This window comes from Flavobacterium davisii, assembly GCF_019565505.1.
GTDB lineage: Bacteria > Bacteroidota > Bacteroidia > Flavobacteriales > Flavobacteriaceae > Flavobacterium > Flavobacterium davisii.
Map to the genome: position 1 here is coordinate 189807 of NZ_CP067378.1, position 19235 is coordinate 209041.

Sequence of the window (19235 nt, forward strand, 5' to 3'; positions counted from 1 at the left end):
AGACAATGTGAAAATCAAATTAACAAAAATAGTAGATGTAATTTTTCCTTTATGTATGGAGAATAAATTACTATTTGGTAAAACTGTATTCAGGTACTTTTCCTACTAGACCATTAAAATAGCTTTCTAAGATTGCGAAATCTTTTTCTTTATCGCCAGAAGGTATCATTTTAGGAAAAGCAATTACTTGTTTATTTTTCCAATCAAAACCAATGGCTACAATGGGAACATTGGCTTTTAAGGCTATATAATAAAATCCCGTTTTCCACTCTGAAACTTTTTTTCGAGTTCCTTCTGGTGAAATAGACAGTCTAAACTCTTCTTTTTGAGAAAAAATTTTAGCGATTGCATCTACTTTATTTTCATTTTTAAAGCGATTAAGAGGCTCTCCTCCTACCCATTTAAAATAATAACCAAAGGGAAATTTAAAGAGTTCTTTTTGGCAACAAAATTTATATTAATACCTAAAGAACCTCTTGTTAATAGTCCTATATAAAAATCATGCCAACTAGTATGAGGAACTACAGGCATTACACTTTTTTTTATATCAATCATGTAGGATTGGTAGTCTCCTACTATTTTCCATCCCATTAACTTAAAAAATATAAAACGGTATAATCTTTTTTTCATTTCTTTGAGGCTTCGTATGTATTTGATACAAAAGTAATTCAAAATTTTTATCTTATACTAAAAAAGTTGCCTTTAAAAGTTATAAAAAAACACTTTTATTGTTTTTTATATTTATTTTATTGTATTTTTTTTAAAAAAATCAAATAAACAACATGTATTGCTTAAAAATAACTACATTTTATTTTTTGTTTTTTCACATTCCTAAAGCAATTAAGGTTAAAGCTATTTAACTTCAATCTGTTCTAGATACCTTTGGGTTATAAAATCAATATCTTTAATGGATTTACGAGTCCAATCAATTCGTTTTTCTAAAAATTCTGTATCTGTTAAATGCCAATTAATATTAGAATGGCGTAATCTATTACTCAAACTTTGTATAATAATAGCAGCTGATACGGAAATATTTAAACTTTCTGTAAATCCTACCATAGGAATTTTTAAGAATCCATCTGCATTTTTTATAACTTCTTCCGATATACCTAACCTTTCCGTACCAAAATAAATAGCTGATGGCTTGGTAATATCAAAATCTTCTAACATGCTATCTTTTTCGTGTGGAGTGGTTGCTATAATTTGATACCCTCTTGTTCTTAAATCATTAATACAATCTTGATTATTAGAAAAACGTTTAATATCTACCCATTTTTCAGCTCCTAGGGCAATTTCTTTATCAATTTTTTTTCCAAAGCGTTGTTCTACTACATTTAGTTCTTGAATACCAAAAACTTCACAACTTCTCATAACAGCACTTGTATTATGTAACTGATATACATCTTCGCAAACTACAGTAAAGTGTTTGGTTCTGTTAGCTAAAATCTTTTTAAAACCTTCTTTTCTATTTTCTGTTATAAATGTTTCTAAATAATTTAAATATTTTTCATCTTGAAATAAGGATTGCATTGTAAATGTTTTTAATTATATTGGCAAAAATAATTAAAGTTATGAATGTTTTTTATGAATAAATGAATTCATAAAAAGCATCCCTTTTTATAATCCTAAAAACATCATCATAAATGAAAAAAAAATTAGTTATTTTAACAGGAGCTGGCATGAGTGCTGAAAGTGGTATTAGCACCTTTAGAGATTCTAATGGATTATGGGAAAATCATGATATTATGGAAGTTGCTTCTCCAGAAGGATGGCAAAAAAATCCTGCTTTGGTTTTGGATTTTTACAACAAACGAAGGGCTCAACTTAAAGAAGTTAATCCTAATAGAGGACATGAAATAATAGCTGAATTAGAGGAAAAGTTTGATGTACAAATCATAACACAAAATGTTGATAATTTACATGAACGAGCTGGCAGTTCAAAAGTGCTTCATTTACATGGAGAACTAACGAAAGTAAGAAGTACAAAGAATAGTCATTATGTAATTGATTGGACAGATGATTTACATATAGGTGATACAGCTCCAGATGGATCGCAACTAAGACCTCATATTGTTTGGTTTGGCGAAGCTGTTCCTAATATAAGTGAAGCAATTCCTTTATTAGAAAAAACAGATATTTTAATTATTATAGGGACTTCGTTACAAGTTTATCCTGCTGCTGGTCTTATACGCTATACCAAAAAGCATGTCCCTATTTATTACATAGATCCCAAGCCTGCAAAAATAATGGATTCTCGAAATATTATTGAAACAATTTCTTTAAGTGCTAGTGAAGGCATAAAAAAATTAATAGAAAGAGGGATATAACCCTCTTTCTAGGTGTTTTATCTATAGACTATAAATTTCATTTTTAGCCAGTTCAAATTCTTTTAATAGATCGTTTACAATATCCTGAACGGGTTGTATATTATCTATTAAACCAGCTATTTGACCAATTTCTAACTCCCCTTCTTCCAAATCACCTTCAAACATACCCCGTTTTGCTCTAGCCCGTCCTAACAATGTTTTTAATTCATCTAATGATGGACATTTAGTATAAAGGTCTTGCACATCATTGTAAAATTTATTTTTAATTAAGCGTACTGGAGCTAATTCTTTTAAGGTAAGTTGTGTACCTCCTTCTTCTGTGGCAAGTATTGTTTTCTTAAAATTATCATGAGCTGAACTTTCTACAGAGGCTGCAAATCGTGATCCTAATTGTACACCATCTGCACCTAAGACCATAGTTGCTAACATTCCTCTACCTGTTGCAATACCTCCTGCTGCAATCAATGGAATCGTAATTTGTTTTTTAATCATAGGAATTAATGTTAGAGTTGTTGACTCTTCACGCCCATTATGTCCTCCTGCTTCAAAACCTTCTGCTACAATAGCGTCTACACCTGCTTCTTGCGCTTTTAATGCAAATTTTGTACTACTCACAACATGCACTACTATAATTCCTTTTTCTTTTAAAAAGGAAGTCCATGTTTTAGGATTTCCAGCTGAAGTAAAAACGATTTTCACACCTTCTTCTACAATTATTTGCATTATTTCCTCAATGTTCGGATAGAGCATCGGAACATTTACTCCGAAAGGTTTATTGGTTGCTTTTTTGCATTTTTGAATATGTTCTCGCAAAACATCTGGATACATAGAACCTGCTCCTATCAATCCTAATCCGCCAGCATTACTAACCGCACTTGCTAGTTTATAACCTGAATTCCAAATCATTCCTCCTTGAATAATTGGATATTTAATATTAAAAAGTGATGTTATTTTGTTCAAAATATTTATTTTAAATTAATTTTCTTTTTGTTTGCTTTGTTGTTGTTCTCCCTTTGGTTGAAATAAAAAACTACGCGTTAAATTACGGCTTTTGTCCCCACATCTGCAAGAAAAAATTTTCGTGTATTTTTATTTTCTTTGCCTTTATATCTTTACCATGAAGTCTAATGCAGAATTTTTATTTAACCCAGATTTCAAGAAAGTATTGTTCTTTGACAAATGAGAGCTAACTTGTACTTGCGAGCGAAGCCTATGTATAAAATGGTGAATTTATCCCCTCCCAGATTTTGGCTGAAATGTAAAAAGGCTTCCATTTGGAAGCCCTTTGAGACAATCAATGATGAAACACCATGTTATCTCGTATAGAATAATTTTAGCTAAGATATTACATTTCCTCGCATTTTAATAAAAAGAAAATTTATGAAAAGTTTCGAAAAAATGCGAATTGTAAATCCCAATGTGGCAGCAATTAATGTCGGATCACGTTCTCATTTTGTAGCCATAGGACAAGATAAAATCAAATTAGAGATTTTAATTTTTATCAATTACTTAAAATAAGTTAGATAGAATTACGCATTAGACTTTGTTGTGAAACAAAATTTTTCAATAAATTCAAGTGCTCACGGAAAATTTTAGAAGAAGAAATAGTGAACTATTTTGATGATTAAAATTTGAGTACGTGCTTGAATTTGAAGAAAAATAAAATCGAATAGATTTACTTCGTCTATTCGCTACCCTCAGGTCTAATGCGTAATCTGGGTTTAACTGATAATTATCATTATGTAAAGGCACATCTTCATTCTCTAACGAATTTCTTATACACTCTTTTTAACTAATGAGCATTGTACAAGTTCTGCTGATAAAAGATTAAAAAAATAGAAGCATTGGCTTTCTTTAAAAAAACCATGCTTCTACTTGTATTAATAAAACATTGGAAATTAATAAAAATCTAAAAAGTAATTATAAGATCATGTTTTTGTATTCATCTTTCAAATACACACAAAAAAGCCTTATTAGTAAGCTATTACACCAGAACCGATAAGTTCTTCTCCTATATGCCAAGAAACAAATTGTCCTTGGGTTATAGCTGACATAGGTTCTTCAAATTCTACATACATTCCGGATTCAAATTGATGTAAAATAGCTTTTTTCAATTCTTGTCGATAGCGAATACGAGCTTTTACTTCCATTTTCTGACCTATTTTAAGAGCTAAATCAGTTCTAATCCAATGAATTTCATCTTTCGCTACAAATAAGGTTTTTTTAAACAGACCGGGTGCATATTACCTTGACCTGTATAAATAATATTATGCTGAATATCGGTTGCTATTATAAAAAGAGGTTCTTTAGTTCCTCCTATATTGAGCCCTTTACGTTGACCAATAGTATAATAATGGGCTCCTTGATGTTTTCCTACGAGTTTTCCCATTTCTGGAGTATATTGTATACATGAAGCTTCTGATTGTAATCGTTCTTCCTCTGTAGTAAATTCGGGATTTGGTATACTATAAATTTCATTTTTAGCCTCTATTTCGTATACGAAACCTTCTTTAGGTTGTAATTGTTGTTGTAAAAACTCGGGTAAACGAACTTTCCCGATAAAACATAACCCTTGGGAGTCTTTTTTATCGGCTGTAATCAATTCCATTTTAGTAGCTATTTCACGTACTTGGGGTTTTGTTAATTCACCTATAGGGAATAAAGCTTTTGACAATTGTTCTTGAGATAATTGACAAAGAAAATAAGATTGATCTTTATTAGCATCCACCCCTGCTAGTAACTGAAAAATAGATTTTCCCTCTACTTCCATTTTTGATTTACGACAGTAGTGTCCTGTAGCAACATAATCAGCACCTAAAGACATTGCTATTTTAAGAAAAACGTCAAATTTAATTTCACGATTACATAATACATCAGGATTTGGGGTACGTCCTTTTTCATATTCTGCAAACATATAATCAACAATTTTTTCTTTGTACTGTTCACTTAAGTCTACTGTTTGAAAAGGGATTCCTAATTTTTGCGCTACTAATAACGCATCATTACTATCTTCTAACCAAGGACATTCGTTAGAAATAGTTACTGAGTCATCGTGCCAGTTTTTCATAAATAGCCCAATTACATCATAGCCTTGTTCTTTTAATAAATAGGCGGCTACACTTGAATCTACTCCTCCTGATAAACCAACAACAACTCTTTTCATTTATTTTTATTTTTGCATACAAAGGTAATTATTTCTTTTTAATCAATGAAGGCTTCTTATAACCGTTAATTGTATCGGTATTTATTTCTTTTACTAAATTTTTATTGGCATCAAAATATTTCCAAAGACCTTTTTTCTTTCCTTCTTTGTATTGTCCTTGAATCAAAACTACTCCGTTATCTTCAAAAACTTTATAATCACCGTGCATAAAACCTTGTAAAAAAACAGCTTCTTCTTTTAATGTTCCTGCTTTGGAGTATATTTTAGAAATTCCATTTTTAACTCCATTTTTGTACATAGCCTCTTCCGCTAATACACCATCAGTAAAAAATATTTTTTTATTCCCTTCTATCCTATCATCTATATAATTTTCTATACACATAATGACATTCAAGCCTTTATGATAATATTTCCATGTACCTTGACGTAATTTATTAACTACTTTACCTTCACTTACTTTTAATCCATTTTCATCTAAAAAAATGGTATAAGCACCTCCTTTACCATCAAACTCACGTGTTGCCTTTAATTTTTTTTTATCTGTATCTGTAAAATATTTAAACACTCCAACCTCTACTCCGTTTTTAAAATTTCCTTCATAACGAATTCTGTTTGATCCTTCATAGTACCCTTTCCAAAAACCAACCCTTTCGCCTTTGGCATTGGTTTGATTTTCTAATTCTTTCTTTATCTGAGAAAAAAGGCTAGCTGAACTTAAAAATAGTACACTAAATAATTTATATATTTTCATCTTTTTACTTTAAAAATAAAACTCAAAATTATTAGTTTTATTTCGTAAACAAAAATAAAAAACCTCTTTTAATCCAGAAAAACCGATCATATAATTTGAGAGTAACCAAATAATTTTAACAAAAAAGATATTTCAATTAAAACACAAAAAGTGTGAGGTGTCGGAAAATAACAATCAAAAGTTAAATTTGTTAATTTCCTGACAACCTCACACTTAAAGTAATTCAGTAAGTGTAATTATGAAGATTAAGGTAATAATTCTAATATAGCTTCTGCTACTCCTTTAGCAGATGCAGGATTTTGACCTGTAACGACTCTTTGATCTACTGTGATGTGTTTTTCCCATAAACCAGAATTTTCAAAAATAGCACCTCTTTCAACTAATTTAGTTTCAAGCATATAAGGAACTACCTTTTCTAATTTTATAGAAATTTCTTCATCATTTGTAAAAGAGTTTATTTTTTTCCCGTCTACCAAATATTTACCATTACTAAGTTTAATATTTACTAATCCTGAAGGACCGTGACATATACCTGCTACAATACCTTCATTTTCATAAATTTTTGCAGCTATTTCTGCTAGTTCAACATTATCTGCAAAATCCCACATGGTACCATGACCACCAATATAAACGATAGCAGAGTAATCATTTATATTAACTTCTGAAGGTTTTAAGGTATTATGTACTTTATGATTATAAGTTGAATCATTCCAAAATTTAGCATTTATAGAATCTTCTAAATCAAAGCCTTCAACTGGCGCAACTCCTCCTTTAGGACTTACAAAATCTACTTCATAGCCTGCATTAACCAAAACGTCCCAACAATGACTTACTTCTGATAAGTAATAACCTGTTGGCTCACCAGTACTCCCTTTAACATTGTGACTTGTTAAAACAAATAAAATTTTTGTTTTCATAGTTTATATATTTATTTTATATTACTTAAGACTTTCAAAATAATAATGAGGATTCTTTTTATTAAAATATTCTTTAGGAGATATTCCAATAAATTCTTTAAAATCTTTATTAAAATGACTTTGATCATAATAACCAAACTCTAAAGAATCTAATAATTTTCCTTCTGAAAGATGAATTGATTTAATTGTTTTTTCAAGACGTACTAACTTTTGAAAAACTTTTGGAGTAATACCAAAAGTTTCTTTAAAATTTCGCTCAAAAGTACGTTTAGAAAATTTTGAATAATCCGATAAATCAGCTATTCTTAAATCTCTATATTCATCATAAATCTTTTGATTAAAATAATCCCAATTAATCAATTCTTGTTTTTTAAATTTAAACAACAACTGAATTAAAAAACTTTCAATCTGTTCTATTTTATTCAATACAGTTACTTCTTCTAAAAATATTTTTTGAAATTCTTTAAAATAATTCCCCCAAACATCTTCTGCTGTAACAAATTGATTTATTATATTACAATACGGTATATTAGAAAAATGTCGAAACATTCCTGATTTAAATCGAACCCCTATAAACTCTCCTTTTGGAATACTTTTTTTATCCAATATATCTCTTGGACACACCAAATAAGAGTCGCCTAACTCCGTTTTAGAATTAGAAACGCTTTCATCAAAATGAAAAAAAAGATCTAATCCCGTACCGGGCAAGAAGAAAGGAAAAGTATCATTATGATCTGTATAATCATCATAAAAATACCTATCTACATAAGGTTGTAATTGAATAGAAGGTTTTACTGACCATTTAACCATATACTATTTTCTATTTAGTTATTATCTAAATACGATTTTACAACAGGATCCTCTCTTAACATTGGAGTTAATTTTTCAATAAAATCTTTATAATAATCTGTGTTTAGATGAAATTCAAAAGCTTCTGAGTCTAAAAACTTCTCAACAAAGATAAAACTTGATTCATCATTATACTCATTATATAGCATATATGAAATATTACCTTTTTCCTTTCTTGTATTTTCTATCATTACTTTAGCCATTTCTAAAAAAAATGATACATACTGACTTTGCAGTTTTATCGTAACGGTTATATTTTTATTCATATTTATTATTTTATTTTCAAAACATTATAAATCTAGACTTATTTTACAGTACAAAATTATTTCTTTTATAGGATTAAAAATTGTAAAAAAGCGACATGAAAAAAAAAATAATATGCGCGCATATTATTTTTTTTGTATATTTGAATTTTAGAATCTAAATGAAAGATAAGACAATAGACTATTTACTTAGAACAACTTGGCAAGCCGTCTCTAGAATGTATAATGAAGAAGGATCTAAATATGAAGGTTCTATGGCAATTGGTTTTGCTCTTTTAAGTATCGATAAGGAAGAAGGAACGCCTTCTACAAGTGTAAGTGCTCGTATGGGAATGGAAGCAACTAGCCTTACACGAACCTTAAAATCATTAGAAGAAAAAGGATTAATTGAAAGAAAACCAAATCCTAAAGATGGAAGAGGAGTTTTAATTTACCTTACCAAAGAAGGAAAATTAAAGAGAGAACTATCTAAACAAACAGTTCTAAGGTTTAATGAAGTCATTAAACAACATATCAGCGAAGAAAAGCTAATGCACTTTATAGAAGTTACAGAAAAAATAAATGAATTAATACAAGATAAAAAAATATTCAATCAACCAGAGTAATTACAAAATGAAAAGAACAATTAAAAAAATTGCTGTAGTTGGTTCAGGGATTATGGGTTCAGGAATTGCCTGCCATTTTGCAAATATTGGAGTAGAAGTTTTACTACTTGATATTGTACCTCGTGAACTTACAGAAGCAGAACAAAAAAAAGGTTTAACACTAGAAAATAAAGTAGTAAGAAACCGAATTGTAAATGATAGTTTAACAAATGCGTTAAAATCTAAACCTTCACCTATTTATCATACAAAATTTGCTAATCGTATCACGACAGGAAATTTAACAGATGATATAACAAAAATTAAAGATGTAGATTGGATTATTGAAGTAGTTGTTGAAAGATTAGATATTAAAAAATCAGTTTTTGAACAAATTGACACACATAGAAAACCGGAACTCTTGTTACTTCAAACACTTCTGGTATTCCTATTCACTTTATGAGTGAAGGTCGTAGCGAAGATTTTCAAAAGCATTTTTGCGGTACTCACTTCTTCAACCCAGCTCGTTATTTAAAATTATTTGAAATCATTCCGGGACCTAAAACTTCTCAAGAAGTATTGGATTTTTTAAATAACTACGGCGAACAATTTTTAGGAAAAACATCTGTAGTTGCTAAAGACACACCAGCATTTATTGGTAACCGTATTGGTATCTTCGGAATTCAAAGTTTATTTCATCAAGTAAAAGAAATGGGACTAACTATTGAAGAAGTAGATAAATTAACGGGTCCTGTAATCGGTCGCCCAAAATCAGCTACTTTCCGTACAGTAGACGTGGTAGGTTTAGATACTTTAGTACATGTAGCCAACGGAATTTACGACAACTGTCCTAATGACGAAGCACACGAATTATTTAAGTTGCCTGATTTCATCAACAAAATGATGGAAAACAAATGGTTAGGAAGCAAAACAAAACAAGGTTTCTACAAAAAAGAAGGAAAAGATATTCTATCATTGGATCTAAATACTTTGGAATATCGTCCCAATAAAAAAGCGTCATTTGCTACTCTTGAAATGACAAAAACTATCGAAAAACCAATTGATAGATTTAAAGTTTTGGTAAAAGGAACGGATAAAGCAGGTGAATTTTACCGTAAAAACTTCTCAGCAATGTTTGCTTACGTTTCTAACAGAGTGCCTGAAATTACAGATGATTTTTACAAAATTGACGATGCTATGAAAGCTGGTTTCGGTTGGGAAAATGGTCCATTCGAAATTTGGGATGCTATCGGTGTTCAAAAAGGTATCGAAATGATGCAAGCAGAAGGCTACACACCTGCTTCTTGGGTTACTGATATGGTTGCTTCAGGTAGTACATCTTTCTACTCTGTTAAAGAAGGCGCAACAAATTACTATAATACGGCTTCAAAATCACAAGTAAAAGTACCCGAGTCAAGATGCCTTCATTATCCTAAATAATATTCGTGAAAGCAAAAAAGTTTGGGGTAATGCTGATAGTACCATTCAGCATTTAGGCGATGGCATTTTAAATTTAGAATTCCACTCAAAAATGAACTCTATTGGAGGTGGTGTTTTACAAGGAATCAACAAAGCTATCGACTTAGCTGAAAAAGAATACAACGGATTAGTTATTGGAAATCAAGGAACAAATTTCTCTGTAGGAGCCAATATTGGTATGATTTTCATGATGGCTGTTGAACAAGAATATGATGAATTAAACATGGCTATCAAAATGTTCCAAGACACGATGATGCGTGCTCGTTATTCATCTATCCCTGTAGTTGTAGCGCCACATGGCATGACATTGGGTGGCGGTTGCGAATTAACTATGCACGCTGACAAAGTAGTGGCTGCCGCAGAAACTTACATCGGTTTAGTAGAATTTGGTGTAGGTGTTATTCCCGGCGGTGGTGGTTCTAAAGAAATGGCATTAAGAGCTGCTGACACTTTCCGTAAAAACGACGTTGAATTAAATGTTTTACAAGAGTATTTCTTAACGGTTGGTATGGCAAAAGTAGCTACTTCTGCTTATGAAGCTTACGATTTAGGCATCTTACAAAAAGGAAAAGACATCGTTGTGGTAAACAAAGACCGTCAAATTGCAGAAGCTAAAAAACACGCATTGTTAATGGCAGAAGCGGGCTATACACAACCAGCTCGTCGTAAAGACATTAAAGTATTAGGAAAACAAGCTTTAGGTATGTTCTTAGTAGGTACTGACCAAATGGTGGCAGGACAATACATTTCTGAACACGACCAAAAAATTGCAAACAAATTAGCTTATGTAATGGCTGGCGGTGATTTATCTGAACCAACATTAGTTACAGAACAATATTTGTTAGATTTAGAAAGAGAAGCTTTCTTATCACTTTGTACAGAGAGAAAAACATTGGAGCGTATCCAGTTTATGTTAACTAAAGGGAAACCTCTACGTAATTAGAGCCCCCTATCCCCCAAAGGGGGAACTTGGAACGCATAATAATAACTAAAAACCTATTGACCCCTAATAGGTATTCCCCTTCGGGGGTTAGGGGGCTGATAATGAAAACAGCATATATAGTAAAAGGATATAGAACAGCTGTAGGTAAAGCACCTAAAGGACTGTTCCGTTTTAAAAGACCTGACGAATTAGCCGCTGAAACCATCGAACACATGATGGCTCAATTACCTAACTTCGACAAGTCTAGAATTGACGATGTAATGGTAGGTAATGCTATGCCAGAAGCAGAACAAGGATTAAATGTAGGACGTTTAATCTCTCTAATGGGATTAAAAGTAACCGATGTACCGGAGTTACAGTTAATCGTTACTGTGCCTCTGGTTTAGAGACCATTGGTATGGCTACTGCAAAAATACAAGCAGGTATGGCACACTGTATCATTGCGGGTGGTGCTGAAAGCATGAGTTATATTCCTATGGGCGGATACAAACCTACTCCTGATTATAAAGTAGCTGCCGCAGGTAACGAAGATTATTACTGGGGTATGGGATTAACAGCTGAAGCTGTTGCAAAACAATTCAACATCTCTCGTGCAGACCAAGATGAATTTGCGTACCAATCGCACATGAAAGCCTTGAAAGCACAAGCAGAAGGCAAATTTGATGCTCAAATTGCGCCTATAACAGTAGAACAAACATTTATTAACGAAGCTGGTAAAAAGAAACAAAATCATACGTAGTAACGAAAGACGAAGGACCTCGTGCAGGTACTTCTGTTGAAGCACTTTCAGGATTAAAACCTGTATTTGCTGCTGATGGCTCAGTTACCGCAGGTAACTCTTCCCAAATGAGTGATGGTGCTGCATTTGTACTAATCATGAGCGAAGAAATGGTAAAAGAATTAAACCTTGAACCTATTGCCCGTTTAGTAAACTTTGCATCTGCTGGTGTAGAACCAAGAATTATGGGAATAGGTCCTGTAAAAGCAATTCCTAAAGTAGTTCAACAAGCAGGTTTAAAAATTTCTGACATTGAATTATTCGAATTAAACGAAGCTTTTGCTGCACAATCATTAGCTGTAATTCGCGAATTAAATTTAAATCCGGAAATCATTAATGTAAACGGTGGTGCTATTGCTTTAGGACACCCTCTAGGATGTACAGGTGCTAAATTATCTGTTCAACTATTTGATGAAATGAAACGTCGCGGTAACAAATACGGTATGGTAACTATGTGTGTAGGTACTGGACAAGGAACTGCAGGGGTATTTGAATTATTATAAGCCTCCCCCAACCCCTCCAAATGAGGGGAGCACCAAACGTTCATTAATATAGAAATAAATTAAAACCTTTATTCTTAACATAGAATAAGAAGGAACTTAAAAACATTATTAACACAACCTCTAAATTCCCCCTTGGGGGGTTAGAGGGCTATTCTAAAACCCTACTTACCCCTAGTAGGAATTCCCCTTTGGGGGTTAGGGGGCTAATATGGAAGACATTACAAGAGGCGGACAGTTTTTAGTTAAAGAAACGAAATGCGAAAATATTTTTACTCCTGAGGATTTCTCAGAAGAACAAATTATGATGCGTGATTCTATCAAAGAATTCGTAGATAAAGAATTATGGGCTCAAAAACCTCGTTTTGAGAAAAAAGATTACGCTTATACAGAAGAATCTATGCGTAAAGCAGGTGAACTAGGCTTCTTAGGGGTAGCAGTTCCTGAAGCTTACGGTGGTTTAGGCATGGGATTTGTTTCCACTATGTTAACTTGTGATTATATTTCGGGTGCGACAGGCTCATTCTCTACTGCTTTTGGAGCACATACAGGTATTGGTACAATGCCCATCACTTTATATGGTACAGAAGAACAAAGATTAAAATACGTTCCCAAATTAGCTTCTGGCGAATGGTTTGGTGCTTACTGTTTGACTGAGCCAGGAGCTGGTTCTGATGCCAATTCAGGAAAAACAAAGGCAGAATTATCTGCTGATGGAAAATCATACAAAATTAATGGACAGAAAATGTGGATTTCTAATGCTGGTTTCTGTAACTTAATGATTGTTTTTGCTCGTATTGAAGATGATAAAAACATTACTGGTTTCATCGTTGAATATGACTCAGCAAACCCTAACGGAATTACTTTAGGTGAAGAAGAACACAAATTAGGTATCCGTGCAAGTTCTACACGTCAAGTTTTCTTTAATGATACTGTTGTTCCTGTTGAAAATATGTTAGCAGGTCGTGGTGAAGGTTTCAAAATTGCTATGAATGCCTTAAACGTAGGTCGTATCAAATTAGCAGCTGCTTGTTTAGATGCACAACGTCGTACTATTACAGAAGCAGTTAAATATGCTAACGAAAGAATCCAGTTTAAAACACCTATCGCTAACTTTGGAGCTATACAAGCAAAATTAGCTAATATGGCAACTAATGCTTATGTAGATGAAGCAGCATCTTACCGTGCAGCTAAAGATATCGAAACAAGAATCGAATTACGTGAAGCAGCTGGTAATACACACCAAGAAGCAGAATTAAAAGGAGTGGAAGAATTCGCTATCGAATGTTCTATCCTTAAAGTAGCGGTTTCTGAAGACGTTCAAAGCTGTACTGACGAAGGTATCCAAATTTTTGGAGGTATGGGATTCTCAGAAGAAACACCAATGGAATCAGCTTGGAGAGATGCTCGTATTGCTCGTATCTATGAAGGAACAAACGAAATTAACCGTATGTTATCCGTAGGTATGTTAGTTAAAAAAGCCATGAAAGGTCAAGTAGATTTATTAGGCCCTGCTATGAAAGTAGCCGAAGAATTAATGGGTATTCCTGATTTCAACACTCCTGATTACACTGAATTATTTGCTGAAGAAAAAGAATTAATCGGCAAATTGAAAAAAGCATTCTTAATGGTTGCAGGATCTGCTGTACAAAAATTTGGTCCAGATTTAGAAAAACACCAACAATTATTAATGTGTGCTTCTGACATGTTAATCGAAATATACATGGCAGAATCTGGAATTTTACGTACTGAAAAATTAGCAAAAACCAAAGGAGCTGAAAATGTAAAAGAGCAAATTGCAATGGCACAATTGTATTTATATCAAGCAGTGGATATCGTTTCTCAAAAAGGGAAGGAAGGTATTGTTTCTTTTGCTGAAGGTGATGAACAACGTATGATGCTAATGGGATTACGTCGTTTTACAAAATATACCAATATGCCAAATGTAGTCGCACTACGCGAAACAATTACGGCAAAAATGGTAGCAGAAAATAGCTATTGCTATTAAAAATTAAATTTTAATTAGTTTGGTTGAAAGGGTCACTATTTTTTTAAATAGTGGCCTTTTTTATAAATAAAGTCATAAAACTAAAAACGATATTATAAAAATTTATGGGGCATTTACCTTCTTTTCCGTTCTACTTATACAATAAAATATATCACTTAAAAATAAATAAGCTTCTTTTATTATTTTTATAACTTATTTAAAGAAAACAGCTTCATCATATTCTATTTTCGTTCTTTAAACAACTTTATTATAGATAAAATACTGGAATTAAAAATAATAAAATGACCATTTTAAAAGTCGAAATAAAAAATTATCAATCTTTCAAAAGCAAGAAATTTTTTCATAGAATTTGAGTTTGAAAATAAAAAAGAATTAGAGACTGTCCTAAAAGGTCTTAGTCTTATCTTTTTGACTAAAGGAAAGAATTAGATAATATTAATAATGTAACTTCTTACAAAATAGTTTTTATAATCTCAAAATTAAAATGTTCAAAAAATGTTTATGAAATATACAAATTTAAACTTTTTAAACCATTATGTTCATTTTTAAATTTCACCTCGTTTAATATCTATTTAAACGAGGTTTTTTATAACTTTAAATCGTTGAATCGTTGAAACAAAATAATTACGACTGCACTTAACTTTATTATAACTCCTATTGACAATCTTGAATTTGGTATGTGGCTAATTGACTTAAATACAGTTAAGTACTCATTTACTGTTTTTATTGAGACTCTCTCTAAAATTGGTGAGATAGAATTTTCTACAAAATATCAAACAACGATAGACACAAATACTTATATGCTTCATCACCTTGACGAATCTAACAACAAAGCATATTTACTCCTTACTTCAAAGCTTTTAGATTAAAACCATTGCTTTCTTATTTCGTTTGCAATTCTAGCAGTTATCAATGGCGGTACACTCATTCCGCAAACATAACGAACTATAATCGAAAAATTTAAATGTGTTATTGCTGTACTAAAAAAAGAGCTACATTGGGGTAATAAAATATAAACCAAATCAAAAAATACTTTCAAAAAGACTACGACGTGTTGTTTTTCCAACGTATACTTGCCGTGTAAAAAAACGAAAATATGAAAGCACAAGTATTACAATTCTTAACAACTGACCCAAAAAATAAACGAGGCGAAATTGGAATAATAATAAAAACTAATGAAGAAGATGAAGTATATACATTGCTATTCGAGGATGGTGTTACTGGACTATACTCATTCGATGCGGTGAGTATTTTAAAAGACTTAAAGCCCTTTTAAATCTACTTTAAAAGGCTTAAGTTTATCCAGCAAGCTTATAAATCATTATATCTGTATAACTCGATTGATGAGTAACATTTGTATTCATTGTTTCCATTTTAGAGCCATTGAAAGGATTCGCTAAAGTCGAACGGCTTTCAATCCACTCACATAACTCCACAATTTGACTTTTATTAGAAGTAAAATAAAAGTAATTCGAACCTTCAAGCACGTTTAGTACGTCCAAATAATCCCTTAAATTCCAATAGCCTTTATAAGTGCTTGCGTCAGTAGATAAGTACGGTGGGTCGACCAAAAACACAATGTTTTTACAATCCTTATACTTTTTGAAAAGCTCTTTGTAATCCATTTGAACGACTTCTATTGCGTCTAAATAACCCTCTGCGGTATAGTTGGATTGGCGCACGCAATTGTAAAGCGTTGACTTTTCAATTTCATTATAGCAAGTTGCATAGTTCATTGAAAACAGAATTGAGCTTGATATCGTTATGTAATCAACGTATCCTTTTGCTTCTTCTAATTTGATCCGCTCTAAAATTTCCTTACGCGCTTCTTCTTTAATGATTTTGTCTTTTGGGTGGTTTGCTAATATTTGTCTAATATCACTTAGTAAAACGTTGGTTTTATCAATGTTTGCCAAGCGTTCGCTATAGCCGTCGAAGTCATTGTAAACTACTGTGGCATTTGGGTAAAACGCTTTAACGGTATGACTAAGTAAACCCGAACCGCCGAACATATCTATATAAATTGCATCAGATGGGAAATCGTTTAAAGCTGGTTTGAATTTCTTTAAAAATTGACGTTTTTGCCCCATGAAAGGAAGGGGTGCACTTGAAAAAACTTTTTTCATTTCTTGATTTTTTTTGATTGATGATTGATTAATTAAATTTGATGATTACCTTTGCACTTCCTACGATAATTTATAACATAGTAAAGCCACGACATAGAAGACTTTTTGTCCTCCAACGTCGTGGCTTTGTGCTATAATAAATTACCGTAGGAAGTATTTATTTTGTTGGAGGACTTTTTTTATTCTCCCCTCCGAAAGAAATTACTTTACTGCATCTTGCGAAAAGATTAGACCAATACCCGCAAGTACGGCCGTTAAAGATTCAATAATTTTTGTTTTATCATTCACGAATAATAAAACTCCTGATGCTATGGAAACAACGCCGGCCGACGTGGTTTTCCAGTTTTTAAAAATTAATCCCATTATTTTTCAATTTTTATTTTAATGATTTCCCCACCTAAACCTAAACATAAATAGCGGACGGCATCGATAGTTTTTATAAACAAGTTCCCCTGTGTTGCTGATTCATTATCTACAGATAATACAATTGCGGTACCCTGTAAGCTAGGAAGTTTAAAAATCCCTTCCGTGTTGTTATCGCTAGGAATGATCGCTATATGTTTATTTTTTTCTTTGTTTAGGAAAGAGATCTTCGTGTTTGTCAGTTCTAAAGAAGAAAATGAATCGCTAAACTCAAGACCATTTTCTTTAAATGTTGTTTTATTATCTAGGGCGGTTCCATATTCGCATGTAGAGGATGTCGTTAGTATTCCTTGCAATGTTGGTGGGACAATTATACTACGCTTATCGACTTGTTTGATCATTCCAGAATGATCACGGACTAAAATATTTTCTGAGCCTGTGCCTGCGGGTACGCTGGTCAATTTCAAGGGTTTCACAATAGTGTGTGTCTGTGCGTTTGCTATCATCCCGATAGCCAAAGCGCAAAATATATTCAATAGTTTCATTTTTTACATTATTTTAATAGATGATTGTTTAATTTCTGTCATATTTACGATATCGTAAGAGGATATATTATGTATATCGCCGTCTATATACACCCCCTCTATATACACATCGCCAATTATTCTTTTAACAAAATCCCCTCTTTCTAACACGCTGTTATTTGAATTTGGGGAAACTTTAAATATTAGAAGTTGCCCAACTGGAACGATGCGGATGTTTTGTTGGTTTTGAGAAATATTGTTTATAGCATCAAAAATTCGTTCCATTCCTTCAATTTGCGTAATAGGGATTTTGTCCATTTTATGCCAAAATGAATCCCACGTAGCACTAAACTGGTCTTGCGTTGGTTTCAAACCTGTTTTAAAAAAACTTTTTATTACATCGATTGCTATCATTATTTTATTTTCCTGTATAAATTATAAAATGTACGACCAAGCATGGGTTTAAAAAATCAATCTCTATTTGATTGGTCGCGGATGTTCCAATACTTACATCTCGTTGTGAAGGTTTGAAATACGGGGTGCCACCGCCCGGAGAACTATCTGTGTTCCCCTCTTGTTCGATTGTTCCCGTTGTGAATTTAAATTCTGGAATATGCTCTTTTGATAGTTTTTTTTTGCGAGATCCTAAAGGAACTAATAATGCGTCATAATCTGACTGACTACCGTCAAAACCCAGTGGCATTCGTCCGTGTAAGGGTGTAAACTCTTCCCAACCTTTGGGAATTTCGTTAGATGGTCTGCCCCATATAGCAATCATACCTATAGGCACGTTTGCCATTGGTCTTTCTTCTAATTGTTTCACACGCTGGATTAGCTTTTCCAGCTCGGTTTGTTCTGCTTTCTCTTTTGTCAACTGAATAGTTGATTTTGGGCGTTTAAAATCCGACCAGTTGTAAGTCGTATTTCCTATTCCAAAAGTGGCAAACCGAATAAACAAAACGTCTTTTTCTTCGCCGTTTTCAAACTCTTTTTTTATGGGCGTTTCAACAATGATAACGGTAGTCGTAGGATTGCCCCCGCGAAACTCCAACACTTCACCATTTATAAAGACTACTCCATTTGATATTACTCCATTATTATTTTCACATCCTGAAATAACAGCTAAATCTCCAGCTATATTCCCTAGACTGTTAAATATATTGTAGGCGGTTTGCATATCGTTTAATACTTCCGTTTCCAACGGAAAGCCCTCTGATTGATTGAAATTTTGCTTATTCATATCTTTTCTATTCTGTATCGTTTACCTGCTAATTTGTAATATTTTATTAAAAATTTCAGTTTGTGAATGTTTAGTTCTACAATCTCTTTTGGTGCAAAAACCACAAAGTCGACCCCTGTATTTTCAAATTCCGTTTTGTTGTTAATAAATACCTTTCCTAAATAAATAGGCTTTTTTTCTGCTTTTGTATAGATGTATTTCCGTTTGAATGATGTACCATCGTCAATCCGAATACGCCTTTGTCGGGTGTCTAGTTCGTCATTTAAAACCTTTCGTAACTTGCATCTTTGCCCGTTATGGTTTAACATATACCAATCACTTTGCCTTTTTGTTTCCATTGGTAATACACCTCGTCAATTGGTTTAACCAAGCAATGTAAATAGGCAATCGTTTTACGTTTTCGTAACGCTATAGGCAATAGTA

At 32.4% G+C, this 19235-nt stretch carries 19 protein-coding genes and 4 pseudogenes; 8 read left to right on the top strand and 15 right to left on the bottom strand.

Features of this window, described 5'->3' with window-relative positions; genetic code table 11:
• Positions 1-70: 70 nt before the first annotated feature.
• Positions 71-630: pseudogene (locus JJC05_RS00915) on the bottom strand (1-acyl-sn-glycerol-3-phosphate acyltransferase).
• Positions 631-852: 222 nt separating this feature from the next.
• Positions 853-1530, bottom strand: a complete 678-nt coding sequence (locus JJC05_RS00920) for a TrmH family RNA methyltransferase (RefSeq protein ID WP_235877962.1) — start codon at positions 1528-1530, stop codon at positions 853-855.
• 113 nt (positions 1531-1643) lie between these two features.
• On the opposite strand from JJC05_RS00920, the gene JJC05_RS00925 reads away from it, so the two are divergent.
• A complete protein-coding gene (locus tag JJC05_RS00925) occupies positions 1644-2327 on the top strand; it encodes an SIR2 family NAD-dependent protein deacylase (protein ID WP_105196465.1) in 684 nt (227 codons plus the stop codon).
• Between the two features lie 21 nt (positions 2328-2348).
• On the opposite strand, the gene JJC05_RS00930 is transcribed toward JJC05_RS00925, so the two are convergent.
• Positions 2349-3287 carry an NAD(P)H-dependent flavin oxidoreductase gene (locus JJC05_RS00930; RefSeq protein WP_088394720.1) on the bottom strand — a complete coding sequence of 313 codons (939 nt, stop codon included), beginning with the start codon at positions 3285-3287 and terminating at the stop codon, positions 2349-2351.
• A 420-nt stretch (positions 3288-3707) separates the two neighbouring features.
• Between JJC05_RS00930 and JJC05_RS00935 the strand changes: the two genes are divergently transcribed.
• Complete coding sequence (locus JJC05_RS00935) at positions 3708-3845, top strand: hypothetical protein (protein WP_164849063.1); 138 nt, start codon at positions 3708-3710, stop codon at positions 3843-3845.
• A gap of 455 nt (positions 3846-4300) precedes the next feature.
• On the opposite strand, the gene JJC05_RS18640 is transcribed toward JJC05_RS00935, so the two are convergent.
• The 6 genes from JJC05_RS18640 to JJC05_RS00960 all read right to left on the bottom strand — a co-directional run bounded on the left by JJC05_RS18640 (position 4301) and on the right by JJC05_RS00960 (position 8273).
• The gene (locus JJC05_RS18640; RefSeq protein ID WP_374226326.1) at positions 4301-4477 is read right to left on the bottom strand and encodes an aminomethyltransferase beta-barrel domain-containing protein; all 177 of its coding nucleotides are present in this window, start codon (positions 4475-4477) and stop codon (positions 4301-4303) included.
• A gap of 56 nt (positions 4478-4533) precedes the next feature.
• A complete protein-coding gene (mnmA, locus tag JJC05_RS00940) occupies positions 4534-5490 on the bottom strand; it encodes a tRNA 2-thiouridine(34) synthase MnmA (protein ID WP_374226327.1) in 957 nt (318 codons plus the stop codon).
• Positions 5491-5518: 28 nt separating this feature from the next.
• Positions 5519-6241, bottom strand: a complete 723-nt coding sequence (locus tag JJC05_RS00945; RefSeq protein ID WP_105196461.1) for a toxin-antitoxin system YwqK family antitoxin — start codon at positions 6239-6241, stop codon at positions 5519-5521.
• Between the two features lie 245 nt (positions 6242-6486).
• A complete protein-coding gene (locus JJC05_RS00950; RefSeq protein ID WP_105196459.1) occupies positions 6487-7158 on the bottom strand; it encodes a type 1 glutamine amidotransferase domain-containing protein in 672 nt (223 codons plus the stop codon).
• A gap of 21 nt (positions 7159-7179) precedes the next feature.
• Complete coding sequence (locus tag JJC05_RS00955) at positions 7180-7968, bottom strand: helix-turn-helix domain-containing protein (protein WP_235877964.1); 789 nt, start codon at positions 7966-7968, stop codon at positions 7180-7182.
• 14 nt (positions 7969-7982) lie between these two features.
• Positions 7983-8273, bottom strand: a complete 291-nt coding sequence (locus tag JJC05_RS00960; RefSeq protein ID WP_105196456.1) for a putative quinol monooxygenase — start codon at positions 8271-8273, stop codon at positions 7983-7985.
• A 158-nt stretch (positions 8274-8431) separates the two neighbouring features.
• Between JJC05_RS00960 and JJC05_RS00965 the strand changes: the two genes are divergently transcribed.
• The 6 genes and pseudogenes from JJC05_RS00965 (at position 8432) to JJC05_RS00985 (ending at position 15835) form a co-directional block, all read left to right on the top strand.
• Positions 8432-8875 carry a MarR family winged helix-turn-helix transcriptional regulator gene (locus JJC05_RS00965; RefSeq protein ID WP_105196454.1) on the top strand — a complete coding sequence of 148 codons (444 nt, stop codon included), beginning with the start codon at positions 8432-8434 and terminating at the stop codon, positions 8873-8875.
• A gap of 7 nt (positions 8876-8882) precedes the next feature.
• Positions 8883-11273: pseudogene (locus JJC05_RS00970) on the top strand (3-hydroxyacyl-CoA dehydrogenase/enoyl-CoA hydratase family protein).
• Positions 11274-11374: 101 nt separating this feature from the next.
• Positions 11375-12012: pseudogene (locus JJC05_RS16335) on the top strand (thiolase family protein).
• Between the two features lie 47 nt (positions 12013-12059).
• Positions 12060-12554 (top strand): annotated as a pseudogene (locus JJC05_RS16345) (thiolase family protein); the annotation flags it as partial.
• A gap of 208 nt (positions 12555-12762) precedes the next feature.
• Complete coding sequence (locus JJC05_RS00980; RefSeq protein WP_105196450.1) at positions 12763-14559, top strand: acyl-CoA dehydrogenase FadE; 1797 nt, start codon at positions 12763-12765, stop codon at positions 14557-14559.
• A gap of 1096 nt (positions 14560-15655) precedes the next feature.
• Positions 15656-15835, top strand: coding sequence for a hypothetical protein (locus tag JJC05_RS00985; RefSeq protein WP_105195842.1), 180 nt, complete (start codon positions 15656-15658; stop codon positions 15833-15835).
• A gap of 22 nt (positions 15836-15857) precedes the next feature.
• On the opposite strand, the gene JJC05_RS00990 is transcribed toward JJC05_RS00985, so the two are convergent.
• The 6 genes from JJC05_RS00990 to JJC05_RS01015 form a co-directional block, all read right to left on the bottom strand.
• Positions 15858-16685: a DNA adenine methylase gene (locus tag JJC05_RS00990; RefSeq protein ID WP_235877966.1), complete on the bottom strand. Its 828-nt coding sequence runs from the start codon at positions 16683-16685 to the stop codon at positions 15858-15860.
• A gap of 201 nt (positions 16686-16886) precedes the next feature.
• Complete coding sequence (locus JJC05_RS00995) at positions 16887-17048, bottom strand: hypothetical protein (RefSeq protein ID WP_165764164.1); 162 nt, start codon at positions 17046-17048, stop codon at positions 16887-16889.
• Positions 17048-17593, bottom strand: coding sequence for a hypothetical protein (locus tag JJC05_RS01000; RefSeq protein ID WP_146105907.1), 546 nt, complete (start codon positions 17591-17593; stop codon positions 17048-17050). The genes JJC05_RS00995 and JJC05_RS01000 overlap by 1 nt, the downstream gene beginning before the upstream one ends.
• 3 nt (positions 17594-17596) lie before the next feature.
• Positions 17597-17986: a hypothetical protein gene (locus JJC05_RS01005; RefSeq protein WP_088420403.1), complete on the bottom strand. Its 390-nt coding sequence runs from the start codon at positions 17984-17986 to the stop codon at positions 17597-17599.
• A 4-nt stretch (positions 17987-17990) separates the two neighbouring features.
• On the bottom strand, positions 17991-18812 hold the full coding sequence (locus tag JJC05_RS01010) for a hypothetical protein (RefSeq protein ID WP_088420405.1): 822 nt from the start codon (positions 18810-18812) through the stop codon (positions 17991-17993).
• On the bottom strand, positions 18809-19150 hold the full coding sequence (locus JJC05_RS01015) for a hypothetical protein (RefSeq protein WP_258929373.1): 342 nt from the start codon (positions 19148-19150) through the stop codon (positions 18809-18811). The genes JJC05_RS01010 and JJC05_RS01015 overlap by 4 nt, the downstream gene beginning before the upstream one ends.
• Positions 19151-19235 lie beyond the last annotated feature (85 nt).

Coding starts and splice junctions, on each gene's coding strand:
- JJC05_RS00920 (WP_235877962.1), bottom strand. CDS start 1,530: ATGCAATCCTTATTTCAAGATGAAAAATATTTAAATTATTTAGAAACA.
- JJC05_RS00925 (WP_105196465.1), top strand. CDS start 1,644: ATGAAAAAAAAATTAGTTATTTTAACAGGAGCTGGCATGAGTGCTGAA.
- JJC05_RS00935 (WP_164849063.1), top strand. CDS start 3,708: ATGAAAAGTTTCGAAAAAATGCGAATTGTAAATCCCAATGTGGCAGCA.
- JJC05_RS18640 (WP_374226326.1), bottom strand. CDS start 4,477: ATGGAAGTAAAAGCTCGTATTCGCTATCGACAAGAATTGAAAAAAGCT.
- mnmA (WP_374226327.1), bottom strand. CDS start 5,490: ATGAAAAGAGTTGTTGTTGGTTTATCAGGAGGAGTAGATTCAAGTGTA.
- JJC05_RS00945 (WP_105196461.1), bottom strand. CDS start 6,241: ATGAAAATATATAAATTATTTAGTGTACTATTTTTAAGTTCAGCTAGC.
- JJC05_RS00950 (WP_105196459.1), bottom strand. CDS start 7,158: ATGAAAACAAAAATTTTATTTGTTTTAACAAGTCACAATGTTAAAGGG.
- JJC05_RS00955 (WP_235877964.1), bottom strand. CDS start 7,968: ATGGTTAAATGGTCAGTAAAACCTTCTATTCAATTACAACCTTATGTA.
- JJC05_RS00960 (WP_105196456.1), bottom strand. CDS start 8,273: ATGAATAAAAATATAACCGTTACGATAAAACTGCAAAGTCAGTATGTA.
- JJC05_RS00965 (WP_105196454.1), top strand. CDS start 8,432: ATGAAAGATAAGACAATAGACTATTTACTTAGAACAACTTGGCAAGCC.
- JJC05_RS00980 (WP_105196450.1), top strand. CDS start 12,763: ATGGAAGACATTACAAGAGGCGGACAGTTTTTAGTTAAAGAAACGAAA.
- JJC05_RS00985 (WP_105195842.1), top strand. CDS start 15,656: ATGAAAGCACAAGTATTACAATTCTTAACAACTGACCCAAAAAATAAA.
- JJC05_RS00990 (WP_235877966.1), bottom strand. CDS start 16,685: ATGAAAAAAGTTTTTTCAAGTGCACCCCTTCCTTTCATGGGGCAAAAA.
- JJC05_RS00995 (WP_165764164.1), bottom strand. CDS start 17,048: ATGGGATTAATTTTTAAAAACTGGAAAACCACGTCGGCCGGCGTTGTT.
- JJC05_RS01000 (WP_146105907.1), bottom strand. CDS start 17,593: ATGAAACTATTGAATATATTTTGCGCTTTGGCTATCGGGATGATAGCA.
- JJC05_RS01005 (WP_088420403.1), bottom strand. CDS start 17,986: ATGATAGCAATCGATGTAATAAAAAGTTTTTTTAAAACAGGTTTGAAA.
- JJC05_RS01010 (WP_088420405.1), bottom strand. CDS start 18,812: ATGAATAAGCAAAATTTCAATCAATCAGAGGGCTTTCCGTTGGAAACG.
- JJC05_RS01015 (WP_258929373.1), bottom strand. CDS start 19,150: ATGGAAACAAAAAGGCAAAGTGATTGGTATATGTTAAACCATAACGGG.